Below are 25084 nucleotides of genomic sequence, written 5' to 3'. Positions count from 1 at the left end.
TATCCTAATTTATACACTCTATTTCTTACTTTATGCCTTTCTTGAGATTATGAACAGGTTCTTAGAAAGCTAGCGTTCTACTAGTCATGTTCTTTATCTTGCTTTACAACAATGCATCTTTTCATTCCAGCCAAGTCGTATACGTATTCCTGAAAAGCCAGTCCATATAAGGGTATTATTTTGTCAATATTGCTTTGATCTTCGCCTATTTCCAGTATCGCAAACCCATCTTTTTTAAGGCACTTTTTCAATATTGGAAAAATACTCAGGTAACAGCTCAATCCATCGATACCACCATCAAGAGCAATTCTTGGCTCTTTTTGCACTTCAGCTTGCAGATTTTTTAACTTACTTCTTTTAATATATGGAGGATTGCTTATTATGAGATCAAATAAATCTCTACATTCTGTCCACGAATTTGGAAATATTTTAGCTCTGTTGAGAAGATTATGTTTCTTTGTGTTCTGGCAGGTAATTTTGTATGCTTCCAGACTTTTTTCAAAACCAACTCCAATAGCATATTCATACTCACTAAGTATGGAGATCAACAAACAGCCTGTGCCTGTGCCAAAATCTGCAATTTTTATTTTTTGCTTCTTATTTTGGTAATATTTTAACACTGTTGAAATTACTGTCTCACTATCTGGTCTTGGATCTAGAACATGTTGGTTAACTATAAAATTTTTACTCCAGAATTCACGATTACCTATTATTTGCGATATTGGATATCTTTCTGCTCTTTTTTTTGTTAATTTCCAGAATAGAAGCTCTTTGTTTCTTGGTACCTGATTGGTGTGATTCATGATTGTGAATGATCTTTCTACTCCAAGTACGTATTGCATGATGATTTCACAATCCAAATGTGGTGATTCAATTCTATGTGATGATAGTAGCTTTGACCCTTCTTTAATTAAAGCGCTGATTGTTTTCATTATTCTAAAAACGTGTTCCTTGTATGCAAGAACAGCAAAATTGAGTATAGAATTTTGAACTTAGGGTAGCTGCATTAAATCTAAGTGTCAAGAGTAGGATTGTAAAAATCATATGGCTTTACTGGTAATTCGGTTAGTATTTTTGCATTAATGTTAGAAACTCTTGGCTCTATTATAAGGATTATTTTCTGCATATTCTTTGATAGCCATCACAGTATATTACTTGTTCCATATCTATATTAATTCGACTACAGCAAGTGATAATTTCTTAATATTAAAACCAATATGCGCTTTAGCATATAATTATCAGTAGCTTTCAAAGCAATTAGGCTGAGATTATTTAGAGTAGTAATGTTTATTTTTATATTGACTATTGAGGTTTATTATTTTATAATTAAGACTTAGTTATTTTCAGAGTTTTAAATTTACAGTATATGCCTACGATAAGTCAATTAATATGTAAGGGTAGATCAGGGTTAACTCGCAAGAAGAAGGTGCCAGCTTTGGGAAAATGCAATCCTCAAAGAAGGGGTGTTTGCACTAAGGTATATACTACAACTCCTAGAAAGCCTAATTCAGCACTACGTAAGGTAGCTAGAGTAAAGATTAGTGGATACGGTGAAGTGACGGCTTATATACCTGGCGAAGGTCATAATTTACAAGAGCATTCCGTTGTTTTAATACGTGGCGGGCGAGTTAAGGATTTGCCGGGTGTACGTTATCACATAATAAGAGGTGCTCTTGATCTACGTGGTGTGCAAAATCGAAAGAAAGCTCGTTCAAAATATGGTGTAAAGAAATCTGGTTAAAATTTATGGCACGTCGTAATAAAGCAAAAAAAAGAACAAGCCCTGACTCTCGTTATGGTAGTGTCTTGGTTATGCGTTTTATTAATATAATTATGAAATGTGGTAAAAAATCTATTGCAGAAAAGATTGCTTATAGTGCTTTGTCCTTAGCTGAAAAGAAAATAGGCAAAGATGCCTTATCAATTTTTGAAACAGCAGTAGAAAATGTTACTCCTTCTATAGAAGTGCGTTCTCGACGTATTGGTGGTACAACTTATCAAGTACCTGTTGAAATTCGTCAAGATAGAGCAATTTCTTTGGCATTAAGGTGGATTGCTAGAGCAACTTCTGCTGCTCGAAAAAAGAGTGGTAGAACTACTGTTTATTGTTTGCAGTCTGAAATATTAGATGCTTATAATAAATGTGGTGGTGCATTTAAGATGTGTGAAGAAAAGTATAAAATGGCTGAAGCTAATAAGGCATTTTCTCATCTTCGTTTTTAATATTAGCTGATTGATTGTGGTATGGAAGTTTTAATATCTAGGTATAGAAATATAGGAATAATGGCTCATATAGATGCTGGCAAGACCACCACAACAGAGCGTATTTTATTTTATACTGGTAAACAAAATAGGATTGGTGAAGTGCACGATGGTGCGGCTTCTATGGATTGGATGGAGCAAGAGAAGGAGCGTGGCATTACAATTACCTCTGCTGCAACAACATGTTTTTGGAATGATCATAGGATTAATATAATAGATACTCCTGGTCATGTTGATTTCACTATTGAGGTTGAGAGATCTTTGAGGGTTTTGGATGGTGCAGTTGCTGTATTTGATGGAGTTGCTGGAGTTGAGCCTCAGTCTGAGACGGTTTGGCGTCAAGCTGATAAATATACCGTTCCTCGTATCTGCTTTGTTAATAAAATGGATAGAATAGGGGCAAATTTTTATCGATGTGTCGATATGATAAAAACGAAGCTTGGCGCATCACCTTTAGTTATTCAGTTGCCAATAGGAAGTGAGAAAGATTTTAAAGGCATAATCGATCTTATTTCTATGAAAGCTATTATATGGCAAGAAGAAACATTAGGCGCTAAATTTTCTTATGAAGATATTCCTTCTGATTTGCTTGATAAGGCTCAAGAGTATCGAAATCTTTTATTAGATGCTGCAGCTGAAATGGATGATGAGGCGATAAATATTTACTTTGAATCTAACGATCTGCCAACTGATTTATTGAAAAAGTGTGTGAGAAGAGGGACCATTAAAGGAAAATTTGTCCCTGTATTATGTGGGTCAGCTTTTAAAAACAAAGGCGTGCAATCACTTTTAGATGGTGTGGTTGATTTTTTACCCTCTCCTATTGATGTTGATGTAATTATTGGAACTGATCCTAAAGATTCAGAAAAGAAAATTGAGATCAAACCTTCAGAAAAAGAGAAATTCGTTGCTCTTGCGTTTAAAGTGATGACGGATAAATTTGTAGGTAGCTTGACGTTTATTCGTATTTATTCCGGTAAGTTAAAATCTAAATCTGCTGTGTTAAATGCTGGAAAGAATGAGACTGAAGGAATTGGTAGAATGTTACTTATGCATGCAAATAACAGAGAAGATATAAACGAAGCTAAAGTTGGTGATATAGTTGCCTTAGTTGGATTAAAGAAAACAATTACTGGTGATACTTTATGTTCATCTGATTTTCCTATACTATTAGAGCGTATGGAATTTCCTGATCCTGTTATTGAAACTGCTATAGAACCGAAAACTACCTCGGATCAGGAAAAATTAGGTGTTGCTTTGAATAGATTAGTTGCAGAAGATCCTTCTTTGAGGATGTCAGTAAATGCGGAGAGTGGGCAGACTATATTGAAAGGTATGGGTGAGCTGCATCTTGAGATTATTATTGATAGAATGAAGCGCGAGTTTAATGTTGAAGCTAACGTTGGTGCGCCTCAAGTTGCATATCGTGAAACTATCACTAAATCTGTTGAAATTGATTACACTCATAAAAAACAATCAGGTGGTGCTGGTCAGTTTGCTAAAGTTAAAATAAAATTCGAACCTCTTGAGCCTGGTTCTGGCTTTCAGTTTGAAAGTAAAATTGTAGGCGGTGCTATTCCAAAAGAGTATATACCTGGAGTGCAAAATGGCTTAGAGTTGATAAAAGAAGGTGGTATAATTTCTGGCTTTCCATTGATTGATTTTAAGGCTACTCTTCTTGATGGTGCTTTTCATGATGTTGATTCTAGTCCTTTGGCTTTTGAACTTGCTGCCAAAGGTGCTTTTAAGGAAATGGCAAATAAAGCTGGTCCAAAAATGCTAGAACCTATAATGAAAGTGGAAATCATTACTCCTGAAGAATATATGGGTGATGTTATGGGTGATATAAATAGTAGAAGAGGCAGTGTTGTTGATATGCTGGATTTAGGTAATAATAGCAAAATAATTACTGCTTCGGTTCCTCTTGCAAATATGTTTGGTTATATAAATGTTTTGCGTTCTATATCTCAGGGAAGAGCTCAGTATAGTATGCATTTTTCTTGTTATGAACAAGTGCCACAATATGTGGTTGATGAGTTAAAGTTAAAGTATAATTAAAGGTTAGTAATTATGACAGCGATAGTAGAAGCATTTGGAAAGCCGCATGTAAACGTGGGAACGATAGGACATGTGGATCATGGGAAGACAACGTTAACAGCGGCAATAACAAAGCATTATGGTAATTTTGTAGCATATGATCAAATAGATAAAGCGCCAGAAGAAAGAAAGAGAGGTATAACAATAGCAACAGCGCATGTTGAATATCAAACAGAAAAGAGACACTATGCACACGTTGATTGCCCTGGACATGCTGATTATGTAAAGAATATGATAGTAGGTGCAGCACAGATGGATGCAGCGATATTGGTAGTGTCAGGGGTTGATGGGCCGATGCCACAAACGAGAGAGCATATATTGCTGGCAAAACAGGTGGGTGTTGGATATATCGTGGTATATATAAATAAAGCTGATGTTGCTGATGCTGATATGATAGGTTTGGTAGAAATAGAAGTGAGAGAGTTGCTGAGTAAGTATGGATTTCCAGGTGATAAAGTGCCTGTGATAGTTGGGTCTGCGTTAAAAGCATTAGAGGATGATAGTAGTGAGTATGGAAAGAAATCAATAGATAAATTGATGGAGAAGTTAGATAAGTATGTGGCAGTACCTCCAAGGCCTGTAGATTTGCCGTTTTTGTTGCCAATAGAAGATGTATTTTCAATATCGGGCCGAGGGACGGTAGTAACAGGAAAAATAGAGAAGGGGGAGATAAAGGCAGGGGATGAGATAGAGATAATAGGTCTGAAAGCGACGCAAAAGACGATATGTACTGGTGTTGAGATGTTTAAGAAGTTGCTAGATAAGGGAAGTGCAGGACTCAATGTAGGAATACTACTAAGAGGAACAAAGAGAGAAGAAGTGGTGAGAGGGCAAGTATTGGCAAAACCAGGGACAATAACCCCGCATAAGAAATTTAATGCGGAGGTGTATATATTGAAGAAAGAAGAAGGAGGAAGGCATACACCATTTTTTGGAAATTATCAGCCACAGTTTTATTTAAGGACAACGGATGTAACTGGGAGCATAAAATTGCTAGATGGAAAGGAGATGGTAATGCCAGGGGATAATGTAAGTATAGAAGTGGAATTGCAAGTACCAATAGCAATGGATAAAGGATTGCGTTTTGCGATAAGAGAAGGTGGTAGAACTGTTGGTTCTGGTGTTGTTTCGGAGATTTTAGAGTAAATTTGAATTATAGGAGTGTAGCTCAATTGGTAGAGCGCTGGTCTCCAAAACCAGAGGTTGTAGGTTCAATTCCTATCGCTCCTGCATTAATGTTATGGTAGAAATGTTAAAAAACCTGTATGTTTTTTTTTGCGATATAAAGCAAGAAATAAGGAGAATTGCTTGGATAAAGAAACAGCAGGTATTGTCATCTTTGTTTACTGTAATAATTGTTATATTATGCTTTTCGATTTTCTTTTGCTTCGTAGATTTTATGTCTCTTTACGTAATTAAGACTTTATTTGGAATTATTTATGGAATATAAGTATAAATGGTATATCATTAAAGTCGATTACGGGTATGAGAAGGATATATGCGAGTTGGCAACCAATACTGTTTACTTTAAGGAGGTGTTTGTTCCTTATCAGACAGTATGTGATGTAAAATCTGATATAAAAGAGTTATGTGAAGTATATATATGTATGCATCTGTGTGATGAAAGCAAAAATATTTTGAATCAAATGACTGGGTTTTGTGGTGATGAGTCTGGTAATTTTGAGATGATTTCAGATGATGAGGTAATTTTAAAACGTAAGGAATTTAATAGATATAAGTGGTACATTTTAAGAGTTGCCTCTAATTATGAAGAGAAAGTGCGCCAATATATATTAGAAAATTCTATGAGATTGAATATTAATAATTATTTTAATAGGGTTTTTATTCCTTGTGAAGAATTAAGTGAGATGGACTTAAAATCTAAAAAAAATGCTAAACGAAGGAAGTCCTTTCCTGGTTATGTCTTTTTATACATGAATTTATGCGATGAGGTATTAAATTTTATTAATAATATACCAAAATCTCTTAAGGTTTATGGATTTTTGAAAAATGGTAATGTTCCAAAGGTGATTGAGGATAATGAGATTCGCTCAATGTGTAGTGCGCTTTACAATGCTCAAGAAACGAAAAAGTTGAGTTATGGTTATGAGAAAGGTGAAAAAGTAAAAATTAATGATGGTCTTTTTCAAAATTTTACTGGTAAGGTAGATATGGTAAATGACGAGAAAAAAATTATTAATGTTGAAGTATCAATCTTAGGTAAGCCAACAATAATAGAGCTTGATTTGGCTCAAGTAGAGAAAATAGAGGATTAATTATGAGTAATATAGTTGCTAAGATTAACTTACTTATGGAAGCTGGGAAAGCAGTTCCAGGACCGAAAATTGCTTCAGTACTTGGCCCGCGTGGTATACCTGTTCCTAAATTTTGTGAAGCTTTTAATAAAGCTACTAGCGCTGCTAACGCTAGTTATAAAGTAGGTGATTTAGTAACAGTGAGAATTTCCATAAAGGATGATCGCTCTCATGATTTTACTGTCAGCGGTCCGCCTGTGGCTTATTTGCTTAAGCAGGAAGCTAAATTAAGTAAAGGTTCTGGTAATTCTGGTAAAGAATTAGTGGCTAAATTATCTATGTCTGCTATCATTAAAGTGGCAAAGTGTAAGATGGTTGATATGAAAGTGGATAATGAAGATTCAGCAGTGAAGATGGTTATAGGCACTGCAAAATCTATGGGTATAGAAGTTGTGGAAGGTTAGGTAAATGAGTACATATAATGATAATTCTAAGCAGTGTTTGGAGAAGATTGTTGAGTCTGCTTCAGCAAAATTTAATGAATCAGTTGATATCGCAGTCAATTTAGGTGTAGATTCACGTAAATCTGAAGAGCAGGTGCGTGGTACAGTAGTTTTGCCTAAAGGTATCGGGAAGAATATTAAAGTAGCTGTTTTTGCTCAAGATAAACATTTATTAGAAGCTGAAAAAGCTGGTGCTGATATTACAGGAGGAGAAGATTTAGTTGAAGAGATAAAAAAAGGTAGAAAGTTGAATGTTGATTGGTGCATCACTACTCCTGATTTCATGGCAAAAATCACTCCTATTGCAAAAGTATTGGGTGCTAAAGGGCTGATGCCTAACCCTAAATTTGGTACTGTGACTTCTAACATTGCGGAAGCTACTAAAACCATTAAGTCTGGTCAAATAAAATTCAGGACGGATAAAAATGGGGTTATTCATGGTAAATTAGGAAGTATTAAATTTGATATTGATGATTTGCTGGAAAATTTAAAAGCCTTTCTTAAAGTAATTAGAGACAATAAACCTGCTTCTGTGAAAGGAGTTTACTTTAAAAGCGTTTTTTTAAATTCAACTATGGGTAAAGCTCATAAAATAAACAAAGTAGAAGATATAATTTAAGGGAGCGAAGTTGTGAAGCGTAAAGATAAGGATGAATTTATACAAAACATAATGAATGTGTTTGTAAATAATGATTTCTTAATATTGGTAAATTTCAAGTCTATGAATGTTAGCAATTCATTAATTCTTAGGAATAGTCTAAAATCTGTAATGGGTGGGATGTTAGTAGTTAAAAATACTCTAGCTTGCTTGGCTTTGGAAAGGACTGGTAAATTTTCTTATTTATCAGATAAATTTTCTGGTTCTGTTGCTATTATATACTCTAGCGCTATAGTAGAAGCTGCAAAGTTAATAGTTGATTTTATTAATGCTAACAAAGAAAAAATGTCTGTGATTTGTGCGGCTCATATAAATGAATTGTTAACAGTGGAAGATGTTAACAAATTGGCTAAGCTTCCCTCTTTGGATGAATTGCGTGTTAAAATTATGCGTTTAATATCTTATGATATTCCTGCTAGGTTAGCATTGTCTATTAATTCATCTTCTATGAGGCTTATGAGAGTTTTGGATTACTGTAGTTCTAAAAAATAAATTTGTTGTTAAATAAGGTGGTAAGTATGAATAATGTAACAAGTGATTTGGTTGATAAAATATTATCTTTAAATCTATTAGAGGCTTCTGAACTTGTAAAGGTTCTAGAAGAAAAAATAGGGTTGCCTAGTGGTTCTTTTCTTGGTGGAGCTGTTGGTGCTGGGGTGCCTATTAGTGATAATGCTACTGCTCCTGTTGCTCAAGAAAAAGCTGAATATAAAGTTGTAATCAAAGAGATTGATGCAAGCAAAAAAATAGGAGTGATTAAAGCTATTAGAGAAGTTAATTCTACATTGAATTTAAAAGTAGCGAAAGAATTAGTTGAGTCTTTACCCAAAGATTTGACTGCTAATGTTTCTAAAGACGAAGCAGAAAAAATAAAGCAAAAACTTATTGAAGCAGGAGCAACTAAAGTTGAGCTTGAATAAAATGTTAGTATATTAATTTTATGTTGATATAGCTCTTTTAATTAGTGAAGGTATTTTAATGGTTGATTCTTCTTATATGTGTGCTTCTAGTCCTTTTGTTCCTAGAGTTTCTTATTCCAGGTCGATTGATTTAAAAGATTCTTTGTTGGATTTGGTTAAAGTCCAAAAGGGGTCATATAATTCCTTTACTCCTAATAATGAGAGTAATGAAAGACTTGAAGCTATCTTTCATACAATTTTTCCAATATCTGATCCTTTGCATAGGGCTACTATCGAATTTTTGAATTGTAGGGTAGATGATCTTAAGTATAGTGAGTCTGAATGTATAAAACGTGGTATAACTTTTTCTGCTCAGGTTATTGCTTCTATACGTCTTGTTATTATGCAGGATGGTGTTTCTCTTGAAAAATATCAAGAGATTAAAGAAGATGATGATCATTCTAAGCTTGCAACTGTTATAAAATCTGCTGAAGAGCAGGAGGTTCGCTTTTGTGAACTGCCTATGATGACTGATAAAGGTACTTTCATCATCAATGGCGTAGAGAAAGTTATCGTTTCACAAATGCATAGATCTCCTGGAGTGTTTTTTGATAGTGATAAGGGAAAAACTTACAATTCTGGCAAATTGATCTATTCTGCTAGAGTTATTCCTTATAGAGGTTCTTGGCTTGATATTGAGTTTGATGTTAAAGATCATTTGTATTTTCGTATTGATAGAAAGAGAAAGTTGCCAATATCAGTTTTATTAAAGGCTTTAGGCTTATCAAATAATGACATACTTAATAAATTTTATGAAAAAATAGAGTATATAAAACATAAAAGTGGCTGGAAAGTACCTTTTTTCCCTGATAAATTCAAGGGAGTGAGGCTTCCTTTTGATTTAAAGAATGTTGAAGGTAATGTGTTACTTAAAGCTAATGTTCGTATTACTTCAAAATTAGCTAAAAATCTATATGATAACGGGTTGAAAGAGTATCTAATTCCTTATGATTCTATATGTGGTTTATTTCTTGCAGAAGATTTAATAGATAGTGCTAGTTCTACAAAAATCTTATCTGCTGGTGAATCTATAAAATTAGAGGATATAAAAAAGCTTGAATTATTATCTATAGATAAAATATCAGTGTTGAACATAGATAATGTTTCTGTTGGACCTTACATATTAAACACACTTTTCTTAGATGAAAACATGTCTTATGAGAACGCTCTATATGAAATATATAAGGTTTTGCGTCCAGGTGAAGTTCCTGTTTTAAAGATAGTAGAGGAGTTTTTTCGTAATCTTTTCTTCAGTCCGGAATATTATGATTTGTCTAACATTGGTAGATTGAAACTTAACTCTTGCCTTGGGTTAAATTATGAGGAAAATTTAACTACTTTAACACATGAAGACATTATTGAAATTATAAGAAAAATAGTATTGTTACGTGATGGTCAAGGATCTGTAGATGATATTGATCATTTAGCAAATAGAAGAGTCCGTTCAGTTGGAGAGTTTATAGAAAATCAATTTAGAACTGGATTATTAAAATTGGGACGGGCAGTAGTTGATTCTATGTCTACTTCTAGTTTAGATAAAGTCTCTCCATCTGATTTTATAAATCCAAAAGTGTTAACCAATGTCTTAAGAGATTTTTTCAACTCTTCCCAATTATCTCAATTTATGGATCAGACTAATCCATTATCTGAAATAACACATAAAAGAAGGTTGTCAGCGTTAGGTCCTGGTGGTTTAACAAGAGAGAGGGCGGGATTTGAAGTGCGTGATGTTCATCCAACTCATTACGGAAGAATTTGCCCTATTGAAACTCCTGAGGGGCAGAATATAGGCTTAATTAACAGCTTAGCTATATACGCTCGTATTAATAAATATGGGTTCATTGAAAGTCCTTATAGGAAAGTAGTTAATAAGGTTGTTACTGATCAAATTGAGTATCTGTCTGCTATAGATGAAGGTTTATATTATATAGCCGATACCAGCGCAAAGCTTGATGAAAACAACTGCTTTGTTGATGATATGTTATACTGTAGGTATGCTGGTACCTTTGTAATGGTAAATAGTAATCAAGTAAGTTACATTGATTTATCTCCTAAGCAGGTAATATCGGTTGCTGCTTCTTTAATTCCATTTTTAGAAAATGATGATGCTAATAGAGCGTTAATGGGTTCAAATATGCAGCGTCAAGCTGTACCTTTATTGAAGCCTACTGCTCCTTTGGTTGCTACTGGCATGGAGTCTTTCGTAGCTTCTGGCTCTGGTGCTGTAGTTTTAGCAAAACGTGGTGGCATAGTTGACAGCTCAGATAGTAACTCTATAGTTATACGTGCTTTTGACAAAGGAGGAATTAACTACTTGGATGTAGATATTTATCATCTAAGAAAATTTCAGCGTTCTAACCATAATACTTGTATTAACCAGAAACCACTGGTGCATGTAGGTGATTGTGTTAAGGAAGGTGATGTGATAGCCGATGGTCCTGCTATTAATAACGGTGAATTGGCACTTGGCCAAAACTTGCTAGTCGCTTTTATGTCTTGGCAAGGTTATAATTTTGAAGACTCAATCATTATTTCTAGTGAAGTTGTTAAAAAAGATCTATTTACTTCTATTCATATAGAAGAATTTGAATGTGTTGTACATGACACTCCTTTAGGGTCGGAAAAAATAACTCGTGCCATACCCGGTGTTAATGAAGAAAATCTTTATCACTTGGATGATAGTGGTATAGTAAAGGTTGGTACAAGAGTTGGTCCAGGTTATATTTTGGTGGGGAAAGTTACACCTAAGCATTCTCTTTCATTGCCTCCTGAGACAAAATTGTTAATGACAATTTTTGGTGAAAAGTCATTTGATTGTGTGGATTCCTCTTTATATACATCTCCAGATATTGAAGGGATAGTGATTGATGTGCAGGTCTTTACACGCAGAGGGGAAGAAGAAAACGAAAGGGCGTTTCTTATTAAGCAAAAAGAGGTAAATGATTTTGAGAAAGAGCGGGACCATATAATCAATGTTATTAATCAATATTTCTATGATGAATTAAGAAAAATTCTTATTAATTCTGGCTCGCAAGATCGAGAAAGTATTAATTTTATTGAACGTGAGGGATGGTGGGATATAGGATTGAAAAACCAATCTATTTCTAAGCAAGTTGAGAGCTTAAAAAAAGATTTTGATGAAAAAGTATCACATGCAATAACAAACTTTAAGCGAAAAGTAGAAAAATTGCATGAAGGTTATGATCTGCCTCAAGGTGTGTCGATGTCAGTAAAAGTTTTTATTGCTGTAAAACATAGTTTGCAGCCAGGGGATAAAATGGCTGGTAGACATGGAAATAAAGGTGTGATTTCTCGAGTTGTTCCAGTAGAAGATATGCCTTATTTAGAAGATGGTACTCCTATTGATATTATTCTTAACCCTCTTGGCGTTCCTTCGCGAATGAATGTAGGTCAAATATTGGAAACGCATGTAGGTTGGGCTTGTAAAAAATTAGGAGAAAAAGTAGGCAATATTCTTGATGAGATCAATAAAATCAAACGTGCTTTTTGTGAGGCAATTAGATCTCTCAGTGATGATGATTTTGAAAAATTTGCAGCATTATATCTTGATAATAAAAAATTTGAGGATATTAATGATGATGAAATAACGGCTTCTATTTTAGATACGCCTAATAAGGATGAATTAAATAATGAATTGACTACATTAGTAGAGAATTATTTCAACTCTTGTAAAGATGCACACAGTAGTTTACGTCACTTCCTGATTGAGGTTTATAGTTGTGGCAGTAATTTATCTATTTGTAATAACATTCGCGATATTAATGATAATCACCTCATTGAATTTGCGTATAAGTTGCGTGATGGCATTCCTGTTACTGCACCTGTATTTGAAGGTCCAAAAGATGAACAAATAGTAAAGCTATTTGAACTTGCTGGATTGGATAACTCTGGGCAAGTTGTATTATATGATGGTTGTTCGGGTGAGAAGTTTGATCGCAAAGTTACAGTTGGTTACATGTACATGCTTAAGTTGCATCACTTAGTAGATGGTAAAATTCATGCGCGTTCAGTAGGACCTTATAGTTTGGTTACTCAACAACCTCTTGGAGGAAAGTCTCATTTTGGTGGTCAGCGTTTTGGTGAAATGGAATGTTGGGCATTGCAAGCCTACGGTGCTGCTTACACTTTGCAGGAAATGTTAACTGTGAAGTCTGATGACATTAATGGCAGGGTTAAGATTTATGAATCGGTAATAAAAGGTGACAGTAACTTTGAATGTGGAATTCCTGAATCCTTTAATGTCATGATAAAAGAGTTGCGTTCCTTGTGTTTTAATGTGGATTTGAAGCAAAATGACATAGTAATTGAAGATATATCTCACACTAATATCGCACAATCTTTTAATGAGGTTAGCATTTCCATTGCTAGCCCTGAAAGTATTAAACGTATGTCTTATGGAGAGATAACAGATGTTTCAACTGCAAACTACCGTACATTCAAAGTTGAGAAAGGTGGATTATTTTGTCCTAAAATTTTTGGTCCTGTCAATGATGATGAATGTTTATGTGGAAAGTACAAAAAAAGAAGACATAGGGGCCGTATATGCGAAAAATGTGGAGTAGAAGTTACATCTTCTAAAGTAAGAAGAGAAAGAATGGGTCATATAGAGCTTGCATCTCCTGTTGCTCATATATGGTTTTTGAAGTCACTTCCTTCAAGAATTGGAACATTATTAGATATGTCTCTTAGAGATATCGAAAGTATTTTATATAGTGATAATTATGTTGTAATAGATCCCCTTGTTTCCTCTTTTGAAAAAGGTGAAATTATTAGTGAGAAAGCTTATAATGAAGCTAAAGATAGCTATGGGGTCGATAGCTTTATAGCTATGCAAGGTGTTGAAGCTATAAGAGAATTGCTAACACGCCTTGATTTACATGAAATTAGGAAGAATTTAAGACAGGAGTTAGAATCTGTTGCTTCTGAAATAAGAAGAAAGAAAATTATAAAGAGATTACGTATTGTTGAAAATTTTATCAAGTCTGGAAACAGACCTGAGTGGATGATACTTACAGCTATACCTATTTTACCACCTGATTTGCGTCCCTTGGTATCGCTTGAAAGTGGTCGACCTGCAGTTTCTGATTTAAATCATCATTATAGAACTATTATTAATAGGAATAATAGATTGAGAAAATTATTAAGTTTAAATCCTCCTGAGATTATGATTCGTAATGAGAAAAGAATGTTACAAGAGGCAGTTGATTCTCTTTTTGATAATAGTCGTCGTAATGCTCTGGTAAATAAAGCTGGCGCTACTGGATATAAAAAATCTATTAGCGATATGCTGAAAGGAAAGCAAGGTCGTTTCCGTCAGAATCTTTTAGGAAAAAGGGTAGACTACTCTGGACGTTCTGTAATAGTTGTTGGTCCAACTTTGAAACTAAATCAGTGTGGATTACCGAAAAGAATGGCTCTTGAGTTATTCAAGCCTTTTGTTTACTCAAGGCTTAAAATATATGGAATGGCTCCAACTATTAAATTTGCTAGTAAGTTAATAAGAGCAGAAAAGCCAGAAGTCTGGGATATGCTTGAAGAAGTAATAAAAGAGCATCCTGTTTTGCTAAATAGAGCGCCTACGCTACATAGGCTTGGTATTCAGGCTTTTGAGCCAGTCCTTATTGAAGGTAAAGCAATACAGCTTCATCCACTTGTTTGTACAGCATTTAACGCTGACTTTGATGGTGATCAAATGGCGGTACATGTGCCAATTTCATTGGAAGCTCAACTTGAAGCTAGAGTGTTGATGATGTCAATTAATAACGTTTTAAGTCCTTCTAATGGAAGACCGATTATAGTTCCTAGTAAAGATATAGTGCTTGGTATATACTACCTAACTTTACAGCAACTTAAGGAGGATGATTTACCACTTTTCTGTTCTTTTTGTGAAGTTGAGCATTCCTTAAACAACGGTACTCTACATATTCATTCTCATATAAAGTACAAAATGGAATACATCAATAGCGATGGAAACATTCAGTATAAAACTATTTGTACAACTCCTGGACGTTTAATATTATGGCAGATTTTTCCTAAACATGAGAATCTAAGCTTCGATTTAATAAATCAGGTATTAACAGTTAAGGAAATAACTAGTATTGTTGATTTAGTATATCGTAGCTGCGGTCAAAGTGCTACAGTGGTATTTTCTGATAAATTGATGACACTTGGCTTTGAGTATGCTACATTTTCTGGTACTTCTTTTAGTCGTTGCGATATGGTCATACCTGAAACTAAAGCTACACACGTTGATTATACAAGGGGTGAAATTAAGAAATTTTCTGCACAGTATCAAGACGGACTAATCACTAAAAGTGAGAGGTATAATAAAGTTATAGATGAGTGGTCTAAGTGCACAGATATAATAGCGAATGATATGTTAAAAGCGATATCTGTGTATGATGAAAATAGTAAGTACAATTCAATATATATGATGGTTAGCTCAGGTGCAAGAGGTTCTACTTCCCAGATGAAGCAGTTAGCAGGAATGCGAGGGTTAATGACCAAACCTTCTGGTGAAATTATAGAAACACCTATAATTTCTAATTTTCGCGAAGGATTAAATGTATTTGAATACTTTAATTCTACTCACGGTGCGCGTAAAGGTTTAGCTGATACTGCACTTAAAACTGCAAACTCTGGATACTTAACTCGTCGCTTGGTTGATGTATCTCAAAATTGCATAGTTACAAAACATGACTGTAAAACGAAAAATGGCCTTATTGTAAGAGCTATAGTTGAAGGTAGTACTATAGTTGCATCTCTAGAGAGTGTTGTACTGGGTAGAACAGCTGCAAATGATATATATAACCCAGTAACCAAAGAGTTATTATTAAAAGCAGGGGAATTAATTGATGAAGGTAAAGTAAAGCAAATCAACATTGCAGGTCTTGATGCTATAAAAATTAGATCGCCTTTAACTTGTGAAATAAGTCCTGGTGTGTGTTCTTTGTGTTATGGAAGAGACCTTGCAACTGGTAAAATTGTTTCAATAGGTGAAGCAGTTGGTGTTATCGCTGCTCAATCTGTTGGAGAGCCAGGTACTCAGTTAACGATGCGTACTTTCCATATAGGTGGGGTAATGACTAGAGGTATTGAATCCTCAAATATTATAGCTTCTATTAATGCTAGAATAAAACTAAACAATAGTAATATAATTATAGATAAAAACGGAAATAAAATTGTGATAAGCCGTTCCTGTGAAGTCGTTTTAATTGATAGCCTTGGTAGTGAAAAATTGAAGCACAGTGTGCCTTATGGTGCTAAACTTTATGTAAATGAGGGTGAGTTAGTAAAAATTGGTGATAAAGTTGCGGAATGGGATCCGTATACACTACCTATTATTACGGAAAAGAGTGGTACAATATCTTACCAGGATTTAAAAGATGGAATTTCAATCACTGAAGTGATGGATGAATCTACAGGAATATCAAATAGAGTAGTAAAAGATTGGAAATTGCACTCTGGTGTAGCTAATTTACGTCCTCGTATTGCACTGCTTGATGATAATGAAAAAGTAATAACACTTTCAAGTGGTGTGGAAGCATGTTACTTTATACCAGTTGGTGCAGTGCTTAATGTACAGGATGGCCAAAAGGTTCATGCAGGTGATGTTATCACAAGAACGCCGAGAGAGTCAGTTAGAACTCGTGATATTACTGGTGGCTTGCCTAAGGTTATAGAATTATTTGAAGCACGTCGTCCTAAAGAGCATGCTATCGTTAGTGAAATAGATGGCTATGTAACGCTCTCTGAAAAAGACCGTAGAGGAAAACGCAGTGTAGTAATTAAACCTGTAGATGAGCAAGCTTCTCAAGTTGAGTATTTAGTATCAAGAAGTAAGCATGTAATAGTCAATGAAGGTGATTTTGTGCGTAAAGGTGATTTATTGATGGATGGCGATCCTGATCTTCATGATATTCTACGTGTGCTTGGGTTAGAAGCGTTAGCACACTATATGATTTCTGAAATACAGCAAGTTTATAGATTGCAAGGTGTGCGCATAGATAATAAGCATTTAGAAGTGATCTTAAAGCAAATGCTACAAAAAGTAGAAATTACCGATCCTGGTGATACTATGTACTTAATTGGAGAAAATATCGACAGGCTGGAAATTGATAGAGAAAATGATGCTATGAATAACTCTGGAAAACGACCTGCTCATTATCTTCCTATTCTGCAGGGAATTACTAGAGCAAGCCTTGAAACTAATTCCTTTATTTCTGCTGCCTCTTTCCAAGAAACAACAAAAGTACTTACGGAAGCAGCATTTTGCGGAAAGAGTGATCCTTTGAGTGGGTTAAAAGAAAATGTTATAGTAGGAAGGTTAATTCCTGCTGGTACGGGTCTGATTATGAATAAGGTGAAAGCACTTTCGCTTTGTGAAAATATAGATAAATATGAAAAATATTTTGATATTGAGACTTATGACGAAAAATTGCTGAGTGATAATAGTTATCAATTACATTCTGATGAAGAAGAGAGTGTGGTGGCATCGCACTATGATCAGTCAAATTGAATATATCTAATGAGGTAGTATGTTTAATCTGTTTTTAACTAAAAAAATCAACTATATTTTCTTTCACCTCTGTGCTGTCTATTATGTTATTTACTCTTACACGAAATTCAGATGAGTTTTGAAGCCCCCTACTGTACCAACCTATGTGTTTGCGGGCCATCTTTATTCCTATGTCGCTTCCATAGTACTCAAGAATACTGTCATAATGCTTGAGTATTATGCTTAATCTCTCTGAGGCTGTTGGCTCAGAAACTTTATTTCCACTCAAAAAGTTTATTGCTTGATTAATCAGCCAAGGTTTGCCGTAAGCACCACGACCTATCATTACTCCATCTGCCCCAGATTCTTTAAGTGCACTTTGAACATCATTCAAACTCTTAATATCTCCATTTACTATAACTGGAATTTTTACCTGCTCTTTAACATTTCTAACGAATTTCCAATCTGCTTGACCATTATAAAGCTGTGCCCTTGTCCTTCCATGTACAGTAATCATCTTTGCTCCCAAATCTTCTGCAATTTTTGCCAAGCGCGGAGCATTACGATTTTCGTCATTCCATCCAGTACGCATTTTTACTGTAACTGGCACACTCACTGCCTTGACTACAGCTTCTATTATCTCAGCAGCCTTTTTTTCATCACGCATAAGTGCTGACCCTGCGTAACCGTTTACAACTTTTTTAACTGGACAACCAAAATTTATATCTATGATTTTTGCACCATGCCCTCATTTAACTTTGCAGCTTCCGCCATAACATCAGGCTCACAACCAGCAAGTTGTACAGCGGTTAGTTCATCGACTTTTGCTTTTTGCATGCTCTGGCGAGTTTGCATTATCATAGCTCTGCTTGCAATCATTTCTGAGACTAGCAAACTTGCACCAAGTTTCTTTACAATACTCCTAAATGGATAGTCAGTCACTCCAGACATTGGCGCTAAAATAACTGGAGAATCAATAGTTAGATTTCCTACTTGGAGAGACACAGGCTTTCTAGTTGCTAAAAAATGTATTTTTGACACTGTTATAAGCCATTATTATAGCATCTTGCAGAGATGAACTTGTGGCAGGTTGTGTTTCCTCTTTCTTACTATCTTCAAGACTAAGCTGCTGTAGAGCATCATGTAAAATTCCACCTTCAGCAATGGATTCTTTCCACTCTTCATCCTCCATAAGTGCTTTTGCGAACTCTCTTCTTTTTTCTTGCAATTCTTCTGGCTTAGGCTTGTACTTTGATAACTCTCTGTCAATTTCATCAAATGATTTATCCTCGTTGAGCATTTCCGTAATCCTATGAGCATTTTCTAAAGCAAATACTCCACAATTACAGCCATCTTTTTGCTGATCAACCGCAGAACTCTTTATGCTATCATTTCCTATCTCTAAGGTTTCCTGCAATATGCCCACTATATAACTAGTATCAATTGGCTTACTAACTAACTTATTTCTATCTTCTCTTGCATGACCTAATGTTTTTTCAACATCATCTTTTTTCTCTTTAAGGCTAGCATTATCTGGATTATTTTCTCTTTCCCGTATTAAACTTCCCACCTCATTACTTAAGGGTACTAGACACTTCTCAGCAATCTCATTAGCAAGACTTATATCGTCTTTTACCTTTCCTTCAACCTCATTTGGTAATTTATTACCAAATGAGTCACAATAATAAGCTCTAAATTGTCTGTTACCATTACATGTGACTATCAGTGTTACCCAATGATTTCCTCCTAAATTAATAATCGAGGCAAAGATTTTTTTTGTGTTCCCTTGTTCTATTTTATACTCTTTCAGTTTTGAGTTTAAAGTACTCACATCACCAGGAATACAAAAAAGTACATTGCCACTTGAATTTTCTGAATAGTTATATACAGCTCTTGCAATATGAGAAATATCATGTTCTTGTAGCAAGTAATAGTAATTTTCTCTATTTGTCTGATGCATAAGAGTTTGTAAATCTTCATGAAACTCCTTGCCACCCAAACCACTATCTCCTGAAGCATTAGAATTTCTACGACTATTTTTACTTGAGGCAGGTTCACTTCCTGGTACAATACCACTATCTGTAGATGGAGAATAGGAATTTCTACGTACCCTCTTATCCGAATCATTTGTTTGTCTTGATATAGTATCTAGTCCACTATCCAGTGATTTACTTCTTGTGAATTTTTGCTCTTTTGGACTCTTTTCTTCCTTTACAGTTCCTTTTTCATCAACATAATCTTTTACCAAGTAAAATAAAGGTTCAATAACCATCTTGTATGTTGCTGTAAGCACTATTCCCATTAAAATCCAAACTATAGGGTTGGAGATGAGCATAGCAAGTGGTAAGGTTAAGAGGAAAGATCCCATTATCAATCCCAAACAGCCAATGATAAATGTAGTCGCCAAATATATACAAAAAGCGTAGACAGCAAATCTTCCACTAGCCTTAAGTTTAGTGAAGTGAGTACTCTCTTTAAATGTATTGTACTTTTCTCGGATGCCCAACATGTTATATTTTATGAATACTACGTTAACTAATTCTAGCAAATTATGAAGGTAAAATCAATATTAGCATTTATATGTAAAAATATTGAGCATTAAAAGCTTTTGAAGTACAGTAATGATGTTAGTAATAGCACAACATATGCATGATATAGAACATATACGCAAAAACCCTGAAGGATTTGAAAAAGCAATAAAAAGCAGAGGGGTGAAAGAATTTACTACAGAAGAAATATTAGAGATTGACCATAAAAAAAGATCACTGACTACTAAATTGCAAGCTTTAAATAAGCAACGCAATGAGATCACGGAAGAAATAAAGAGGCTTAAAATGAACAAAAGCTCCTGTGAAAATGAGGTAGAAGTGTCAAGAAACATAACAAATGAGATAGAAGCAATCAGCTTAAAAGAGCAAACGGAGAAAGATAACTTAATGAATATCTTATCTAACTTACCAAATATCTCTGCACAAAACGTGCCAATAGGTGAAGATGAGAGCTCTAACGTAGAAATCAGAAAATATGGAGAGAGAAGAAAATTTGATTTTACACCAAAATTTCATTATGAACTCGGAGAAAGGTTAGGCTTGATGGATTTTGAACAAGCAGCAAAAATTTCTGGATCAAGGTTTACAATATTAAAAGGACAGTTAGCTAAGCTTGGACGAGCATTAATAAATTTTATGCTGGAAACACATGTTAATGAATTTGCCTATACTGAGGTGTATCACCCAGCCCTGGTGAAAAATGAGGCGATGTATAACGTTGGTCAGCTACCAAAATTTTCTGATGACTCATATTTAACTACTGATAAATTAAGATTAATTCCCACAAGTGAAGTAGTTTTAACAAATTTAGTTGCTGACAAAATAATAGAAGAAAAAGAACTGCCTATTCGTTTTACTGCATATTCAGAATGTTTTCGTAAAGAAGCTGGCAGTGCAGGACGAGATACAAGAGGTATGATAAGGCAACACCAATTTGGTAAAGTGGAGTTGGTAAGCATCACAACTGAAGACCAGTCAAAAGACGAGCTTGAACGTATGACTAGTGTTGCCGAAGAGATATTAAAAAAACTAGAATTACCGTACAGAGTAATGCTACTTTGCAGTGGTGATATGGGTTTTGCTGCACAAAAGACTTATGACATAGAGGTATGGTTACCTGAGCAAAATAAATATAGAGAAATATCAAGCTGCTCAAATTGCGGTACGTTCCAGGCAAGAAGAATGAACACTAAATACTTCTTAGAAAATGACAGAAAAACAAAAAAATACGTTCACACTTTAAATGGCTCAGCTTTAGCCATAGGAAGAACAATTGTTGCCATAATGGAGAATTATCAAAATTCCGATGGGTCAGTTACAATACCAAACGTGTTGCAAAGATACATGAGTAATGATACTGTTATAAGCAAACAATAATTTTGACATATATAGAAAAGCGAGGAAATAAAGATGAAGGTTTTGGTTATAGGTTCTGGTGGGCGTGAGCATGCTTTACTTTGGGCTCTAAAGAAGTCTCCTATCTTGACTAAGTTATATGTTACTCCTGGTCGCCCGGCCATGGAGAATTTTGGAGTTCTTGTGAATATAAATATTCAAGATTCAGTGGATGTTACACAATTTTGCAAGAAAGAAAATATAGAGCTAGTAATTATTGGTCCAGAGCAACCGATAATTAATGGACTTGCTGATGATTTAACTGCGGAGGGGATAAACGTTTTTGCTCCAAGTCAAGCAGCTGCAAAACTTGAGGCATCAAAGTCTTTTACGAAGGAACTATGTAAACAATATGGTATACCGACCGCCAAGTATGAACGTTTTATTGATGAAAGGTTAGCTAAAAATTTTGTCCGTAGTAATAAAATAAAATTGCCGCTTGTAATTAAAGCAAATGGAATTGCAGCAGGGAAAGGTGTCATAATATGCCACACAGAAAATGAGGCTTTTTCAGCAATAGATTCAATGCTAGTGGAGAAAAATCTTGGTGAGTCAGGTGAAGAAATAATCATAGAAGAGTTTTTAATTGGAGAGGAAGTAAGTTTTTTTGCTCTTATTGATGGGTTGAAGGTAGTAACCCTTGGGTGTGCAAAAGATTACAAGAGAGTTGGTGAAAATAATGAGGGACAAAATACTGGAGGCATGGGGTCATACTCATCACCTTCGATTATAAGTAAGGAGATGGAGCAAAAAATTATCCAAAAAATAATATATCCTACAATTCAAGCACTGACTAACATGGGAACATCCTATAAAGGAGTACTCTTTGCTGGTTTAATGATTTGCAAAGATAGTCCAAAGCTTCTTGAGTATAATGTTAGGTTTGGGGATCCGGAAATACAATCTATGTTACCTAGACTTGATCCAAATTGTGATTTGCTAAAGTTGATGTTGTCAGTTGCAGAAGGCAAGTTAAATACAAAAATGGTGGAGTTTAATCACAAAACTACAGTTTGTGTAGTCGTTGCAAGTAAAGGCTATCCTGGTGATTATCAAAAAGGAGAGGTAATTAAAGGATTGGATAAAATTGAAAACATTCCTGGAGTGCTAGTATTTCATGCTGGTACTAAGCTAGATGAAAATGGTAATTGGATTTCCGATGGCGGAAGGGTACTAAATATAGTAGGAGAAGGAAACACTGTGGAAGAAGCTAAAAGTAAAGTGTACTCAGCATTAAATTTTCTAGAATGGTCAGGTGGGTTCTTCAGGTATGATATTGGTAGTTAATTTAGCTCATGCAGAAACGAAAAAAGTCACTTTGCAAGCAGTAAACTAAAGAAAAACATCAACTAGGTTTATAATCTATCACTACCGTGTTTGCAATTTTGTCGTGAAAAGCTTGTTTATGTTCATCACCTACTACACATACTAAAACTAAGATTAGTATAGCTAAGAATAAAATGGGATTACAAAGTGATATGCAATAAATTATAAAAAGAGCTATAGTCTTTTTCATTGCTTGCATTGTAGTGATTGACTCAAATGTATCTTTGTCTTTTACACGCATGCTAAATAACAAGTGTCTTGGAGTGCCGCCAAATTTTACTAGCATGAATATATGAAATATACATGGTATCATTAAAAATAAAGAAAATACAATCGTGGTGATTACAATTATTGCACCCATGATCCCTTGTATTGCGTGTGTAAGTGAGAAACCCACCGCCATTAAACCAAATGGTATTGCGATAAATAAAATACAATCAACTATAAATGCTAGAGTACGTCTTGTCATCGTTGAGTAGTTTACTTTTTTATCTATGTACTACCTATAAAGAAAAACATCAACTAGGTTTATATTCTATTACTACTGTTTTTGCAATCTTATCATAAAACGTTTGTTTGCGTTTATCAAATATTGCTAATACAAAAAGTAAAATTAATATTACAACAGGACACAAGAGACAACATAAGGCAATATAGTCAAATTGAGAATGTTCAAGGTAATAATAAGACAGCAGCCAAAATGGAAGAAAAATAATCCAAGAATAGTTTCTAAAAAAGCCTCTTATTATTACCTGTTTTAGAGTAACATTTGTAAATGTATTTGCACCTTTTATATATATATTTTTAGCAATAATTTTCCTGGAGTACCACCAAATCTTGTTATCATTAGTATTTCTACTACTATATATAGTATAAGTATAAAGATCTCATATATTGATTCTTTAAATAAAAAAGAAGCGAGTGAATATATGACCGCATCAAGGACGGATGCTACAGTACGCTTCATGAAGCCCACATGATTTATTTCAATATTCATAGCCTAATTTATATTTCTAGTATCACTATCTAATATAAAGATGCGTTATTAAATAACCGTAACTATACTAATTTGGGTAATATTAGCTACTTGTGTCACTCTATCATTTGAATTAACATTAAGTCATGTGTAATTAGGAAAGTTATGTCAACACCAATCACAGTTGCGTATGGTGACGGTATCGGACCAGAAATTATGGAAGCGGTGCTGTCGATATTGCGTGAAGCGAAAGCAGAGATCTCAATAGATATTATTGAAATAGGAGAGCGTGTTTATAGTAAGGAATGGTCTCATGGAATTTCTCCGAGTGGTTGGGAATCTATCGAAAGGACAAAGATATTACTCAAATCTCCAACAACAACCCCTCAAGGTAAAGGGCACAAAAGCTTAAACGTTGCGCTCAGAAAGAACTTAGGGCTGTATGCAAATATTAGACCATGCATTTCGTATCACCCTGTTATAGAAAATAAATTCGATAAATTTGATGTTGTTGTAATACGTGAAAATGAAGAAGACGTTTATACGGGAATAGAGCATAGGCTCACTGGTGATTCTTACCAATGCACTAAAATTATTACTAGATCTGGCTCAGAGAAGATATGCAGGTATGCTTTTGAATACGCGAAAAAACACAACAGAAAAAAAGTAACTTGCCTGACTAAAGACAACATAATGAAAATGACTGACGGCGCTTTTCATGCAGCGTTTGATCGTATTGCAAAAGAATACCCAAATATAAAGATAGAACATTATATAGTTGATATTGGAATGGCAAAAGTTGCTACAGAGCCCGAGAATTTCGATGTTATAGTAACTGAAAATCTATATGGCGACATATTATCAGATATAGTGGCACAAACCTCAGGTTCTGTAGGGCTTGCAGGAAGTAGCAATATAGGTAATGAATATGCAATGTTTGAAGCAGTGCACGGTTCTGCTCCTGATATTGCAGGAAAAAACATGGCTAATCCTTCTGGTCTTTTAAATGCCGCAGTACATATGTTGGTCTATATTGGTCAAGTGAGTACTGCAAAACTAATCTATGATGCATGGCTGAAGACTTTGGAGGATGGAATACACACTGCCGATTTATATAAGAAGAAAAGGAGTAAGCAGAAAGTTGGTACCAAAGAATTTGCAAAAGCTGTTATAGATAATCTAGGGAAAAAACCCACAACGTTATCTGAGCTTATAATTAGCAGTGATTCGGATAGTAAAATAAATAAAGTACAAGACAATTACGAACAAGATTACAAAGTTAAAAAGCTAGTGGGTAGTGATATAACGCTTGCTTGGGACAAATCCAACAATTTTGATCAAATAGTTAGGTTATTTGAATCGAGTAATCTGAAAATGATAGCAATATACTCAAAAGGACTTGCAATTTGGCCAGGAGGCTCAAAGTCTTCAAGTGACCAAATAACCTGCAGGTTCATTGCAAATAATGAAATTACAAATAGTGATGTGAATAACTTGCTAATCAAATTTGAGGAACATAATTTTGATGTGGTGAGAATGGATAAGTTGTATTTGTATGATGGGAAAGAGGGTTTCTTCTCTTAGTG

Annotated in this window: 17 protein-coding genes, 1 tRNA gene and 1 pseudogene; 15 read left to right on the top strand and 4 right to left on the bottom strand. The window is 34.7% G+C overall.

What is annotated here, in order from left to right; translation table 11 throughout:
* Positions 1 to 80 precede the first annotated feature (80 nt).
* Entirely contained in the window at positions 81 to 932 is an 852-nt protein-coding gene (prmC, locus tag OPS21_RS01885) for a peptide chain release factor N(5)-glutamine methyltransferase (protein ID WP_019236648.1), read from the bottom strand.
* Between the two features lie 434 nt (positions 933 to 1366).
* Between prmC and rpsL the strand changes: the two genes are divergently transcribed.
* The 12 genes from rpsL to OPS21_RS01825 all read left to right on the top strand — a co-directional run bounded on the left by rpsL (position 1367) and on the right by OPS21_RS01825 (position 17273).
* On the top strand, positions 1367 to 1741 hold the full coding sequence (gene rpsL, locus OPS21_RS01880; protein ID WP_264336203.1) for a 30S ribosomal protein S12: 375 nt from the start codon (positions 1367 to 1369) through the stop codon (positions 1739 to 1741).
* A gap of 5 nt (positions 1742 to 1746) precedes the next feature.
* Positions 1747 to 2223, top strand: a complete 477-nt coding sequence (gene rpsG, locus OPS21_RS01875) for a 30S ribosomal protein S7 (protein ID WP_264336204.1) — start codon at positions 1747 to 1749, stop codon at positions 2221 to 2223.
* A 21-nt stretch (positions 2224 to 2244) separates the two neighbouring features.
* On the top strand, positions 2245 to 4320 hold the full coding sequence (gene fusA, locus OPS21_RS01870; RefSeq protein ID WP_264336205.1) for an elongation factor G: 2076 nt from the start codon (positions 2245 to 2247) through the stop codon (positions 4318 to 4320).
* Between the two features lie 12 nt (positions 4321 to 4332).
* Entirely contained in the window at positions 4333 to 5505 is a 1173-nt protein-coding gene (tuf, locus tag OPS21_RS01865) for an elongation factor Tu (protein WP_264336206.1), read from the top strand.
* An 11-nt stretch (positions 5506 to 5516) separates the two neighbouring features.
* A tRNA-Trp gene (locus OPS21_RS01860) sits at positions 5517 to 5589 on the top strand.
* 10 nt (positions 5590 to 5599) lie between these two features.
* Positions 5600 to 5809, top strand: coding sequence for a preprotein translocase subunit SecE (secE, locus tag OPS21_RS01855; RefSeq protein ID WP_127463720.1), 210 nt, complete (start codon positions 5600 to 5602; stop codon positions 5807 to 5809).
* Positions 5799 to 6635, top strand: coding sequence for a transcription termination/antitermination protein NusG (gene nusG / locus OPS21_RS01850; RefSeq protein ID WP_264719580.1), 837 nt, complete (start codon positions 5799 to 5801; stop codon positions 6633 to 6635). The genes secE and nusG overlap by 11 nt, the downstream gene beginning before the upstream one ends.
* A gap of 2 nt (positions 6636 to 6637) precedes the next feature.
* Entirely contained in the window at positions 6638 to 7078 is a 441-nt protein-coding gene (locus OPS21_RS01845) for a 50S ribosomal protein L11 (RefSeq protein WP_143689749.1), read from the top strand.
* A gap of 4 nt (positions 7079 to 7082) precedes the next feature.
* Complete coding sequence (rplA, locus tag OPS21_RS01840) at positions 7083 to 7736, top strand: 50S ribosomal protein L1 (RefSeq protein ID WP_213864005.1); 654 nt, start codon at positions 7083 to 7085, stop codon at positions 7734 to 7736.
* A gap of 12 nt (positions 7737 to 7748) precedes the next feature.
* A complete protein-coding gene (gene rplJ, locus OPS21_RS01835) occupies positions 7749 to 8267 on the top strand; it encodes a 50S ribosomal protein L10 (RefSeq protein WP_006014692.1) in 519 nt (172 codons plus the stop codon).
* 26 nt (positions 8268 to 8293) lie between these two features.
* Positions 8294 to 8695 carry a 50S ribosomal protein L7/L12 gene (rplL, locus tag OPS21_RS01830; RefSeq protein ID WP_265027681.1) on the top strand — a complete coding sequence of 134 codons (402 nt, stop codon included), beginning with the start codon at positions 8294 to 8296 and terminating at the stop codon, positions 8693 to 8695.
* 58 nt (positions 8696 to 8753) lie between these two features.
* Positions 8754 to 17273 (top strand): DNA-directed RNA polymerase subunit beta/beta', encoded by an 8520-nt coding sequence (locus OPS21_RS01825; RefSeq protein WP_265027680.1) that lies wholly within the window; start codon positions 8754 to 8756, stop codon positions 17271 to 17273.
* 34 nt (positions 17274 to 17307) lie between these two features.
* Here the strand turns inward: OPS21_RS01825 and dusB are convergent.
* A pseudogene (gene dusB, locus OPS21_RS01820) lies at positions 17308 to 18257 on the bottom strand (tRNA dihydrouridine synthase DusB).
* 7 nt (positions 18258 to 18264) lie between these two features.
* Positions 18265 to 19761 (bottom strand): hypothetical protein, encoded by a 1497-nt coding sequence (locus tag OPS21_RS01815; RefSeq protein ID WP_405197034.1) that lies wholly within the window; start codon positions 19759 to 19761, stop codon positions 18265 to 18267.
* A gap of 136 nt (positions 19762 to 19897) precedes the next feature.
* On the opposite strand from OPS21_RS01815, the gene serS reads away from it, so the two are divergent.
* Positions 19898 to 21178 (top strand): serine--tRNA ligase, encoded by a 1281-nt coding sequence (gene serS, locus OPS21_RS01810; RefSeq protein WP_264336778.1) that lies wholly within the window; start codon positions 19898 to 19900, stop codon positions 21176 to 21178.
* A gap of 33 nt (positions 21179 to 21211) precedes the next feature.
* A complete protein-coding gene (gene purD, locus OPS21_RS01805; RefSeq protein WP_213864009.1) occupies positions 21212 to 22483 on the top strand; it encodes a phosphoribosylamine--glycine ligase in 1272 nt (423 codons plus the stop codon).
* Between the two features lie 58 nt (positions 22484 to 22541).
* Here the strand turns inward: purD and OPS21_RS01800 are convergent, their stop codons facing one another.
* Positions 22542 to 22991 (bottom strand): RDD family protein, encoded by a 450-nt coding sequence (locus OPS21_RS01800; protein WP_264336211.1) that lies wholly within the window; start codon positions 22989 to 22991, stop codon positions 22542 to 22544.
* A 672-nt stretch (positions 22992 to 23663) separates the two neighbouring features.
* On the opposite strand from OPS21_RS01800, the gene icd reads away from it, so the two are divergent.
* A complete protein-coding gene (gene icd / locus OPS21_RS01795; RefSeq protein WP_264336212.1) occupies positions 23664 to 25082 on the top strand; it encodes an isocitrate dehydrogenase in 1419 nt (472 codons plus the stop codon).
* Positions 25083 to 25084 lie beyond the last annotated feature (2 nt).

The sequence above is a fragment of the Wolbachia endosymbiont (group B) of Chorthippus parallelus genome (genome assembly GCF_947251815.1).
GTDB lineage: Bacteria > Pseudomonadota > Alphaproteobacteria > Rickettsiales > Anaplasmataceae > Wolbachia.
The sequence above is the reverse complement of the archived record's forward strand: the minus strand, read 5'-3'. Positions and strand labels throughout refer to the sequence as shown.

Coding starts and splice junctions, on each gene's coding strand:
- prmC (WP_019236648.1), bottom strand. CDS start 932: ATGAAAACAATCAGCGCTTTAATTAAAGAAGGGTCAAAGCTACTATCA.
- OPS21_RS01825 (WP_265027680.1), top strand. CDS start 8,754: ATGGTTGATTCTTCTTATATGTGTGCTTCTAGTCCTTTTGTTCCTAGA.
- purD (WP_213864009.1), top strand. CDS start 21,212: ATGAAGGTTTTGGTTATAGGTTCTGGTGGGCGTGAGCATGCTTTACTT.
- secE (WP_127463720.1), top strand. CDS start 5,600: ATGGTAGAAATGTTAAAAAACCTGTATGTTTTTTTTTGCGATATAAAG.
- tuf (WP_264336206.1), top strand. CDS start 4,333: ATGACAGCGATAGTAGAAGCATTTGGAAAGCCGCATGTAAACGTGGGA.
- OPS21_RS01800 (WP_264336211.1), bottom strand. CDS start 22,991: ATGACAAGACGTACTCTAGCATTTATAGTTGATTGTATTTTATTTATC.
- rplA (WP_213864005.1), top strand. CDS start 7,083: ATGAGTACATATAATGATAATTCTAAGCAGTGTTTGGAGAAGATTGTT.
- nusG (WP_264719580.1), top strand. CDS start 5,799: ATGGAATATAAGTATAAATGGTATATCATTAAAGTCGATTACGGGTAT.
- rplL (WP_265027681.1), top strand. CDS start 8,294: ATGAATAATGTAACAAGTGATTTGGTTGATAAAATATTATCTTTAAAT.
- OPS21_RS01845 (WP_143689749.1), top strand. CDS start 6,638: ATGAGTAATATAGTTGCTAAGATTAACTTACTTATGGAAGCTGGGAAA.
- OPS21_RS01815 (WP_405197034.1), bottom strand. CDS start 19,761: ATGTTGGGCATCCGAGAAAAGTACAATACATTTAAAGAGAGTACTCAC.
- rpsG (WP_264336204.1), top strand. CDS start 1,747: ATGGCACGTCGTAATAAAGCAAAAAAAAGAACAAGCCCTGACTCTCGT.
- rpsL (WP_264336203.1), top strand. CDS start 1,367: ATGCCTACGATAAGTCAATTAATATGTAAGGGTAGATCAGGGTTAACT.
- icd (WP_264336212.1), top strand. CDS start 23,664: ATGTCAACACCAATCACAGTTGCGTATGGTGACGGTATCGGACCAGAA.
- serS (WP_264336778.1), top strand. CDS start 19,898: ATGCATGATATAGAACATATACGCAAAAACCCTGAAGGATTTGAAAAA.
- fusA (WP_264336205.1), top strand. CDS start 2,245: ATGGAAGTTTTAATATCTAGGTATAGAAATATAGGAATAATGGCTCAT.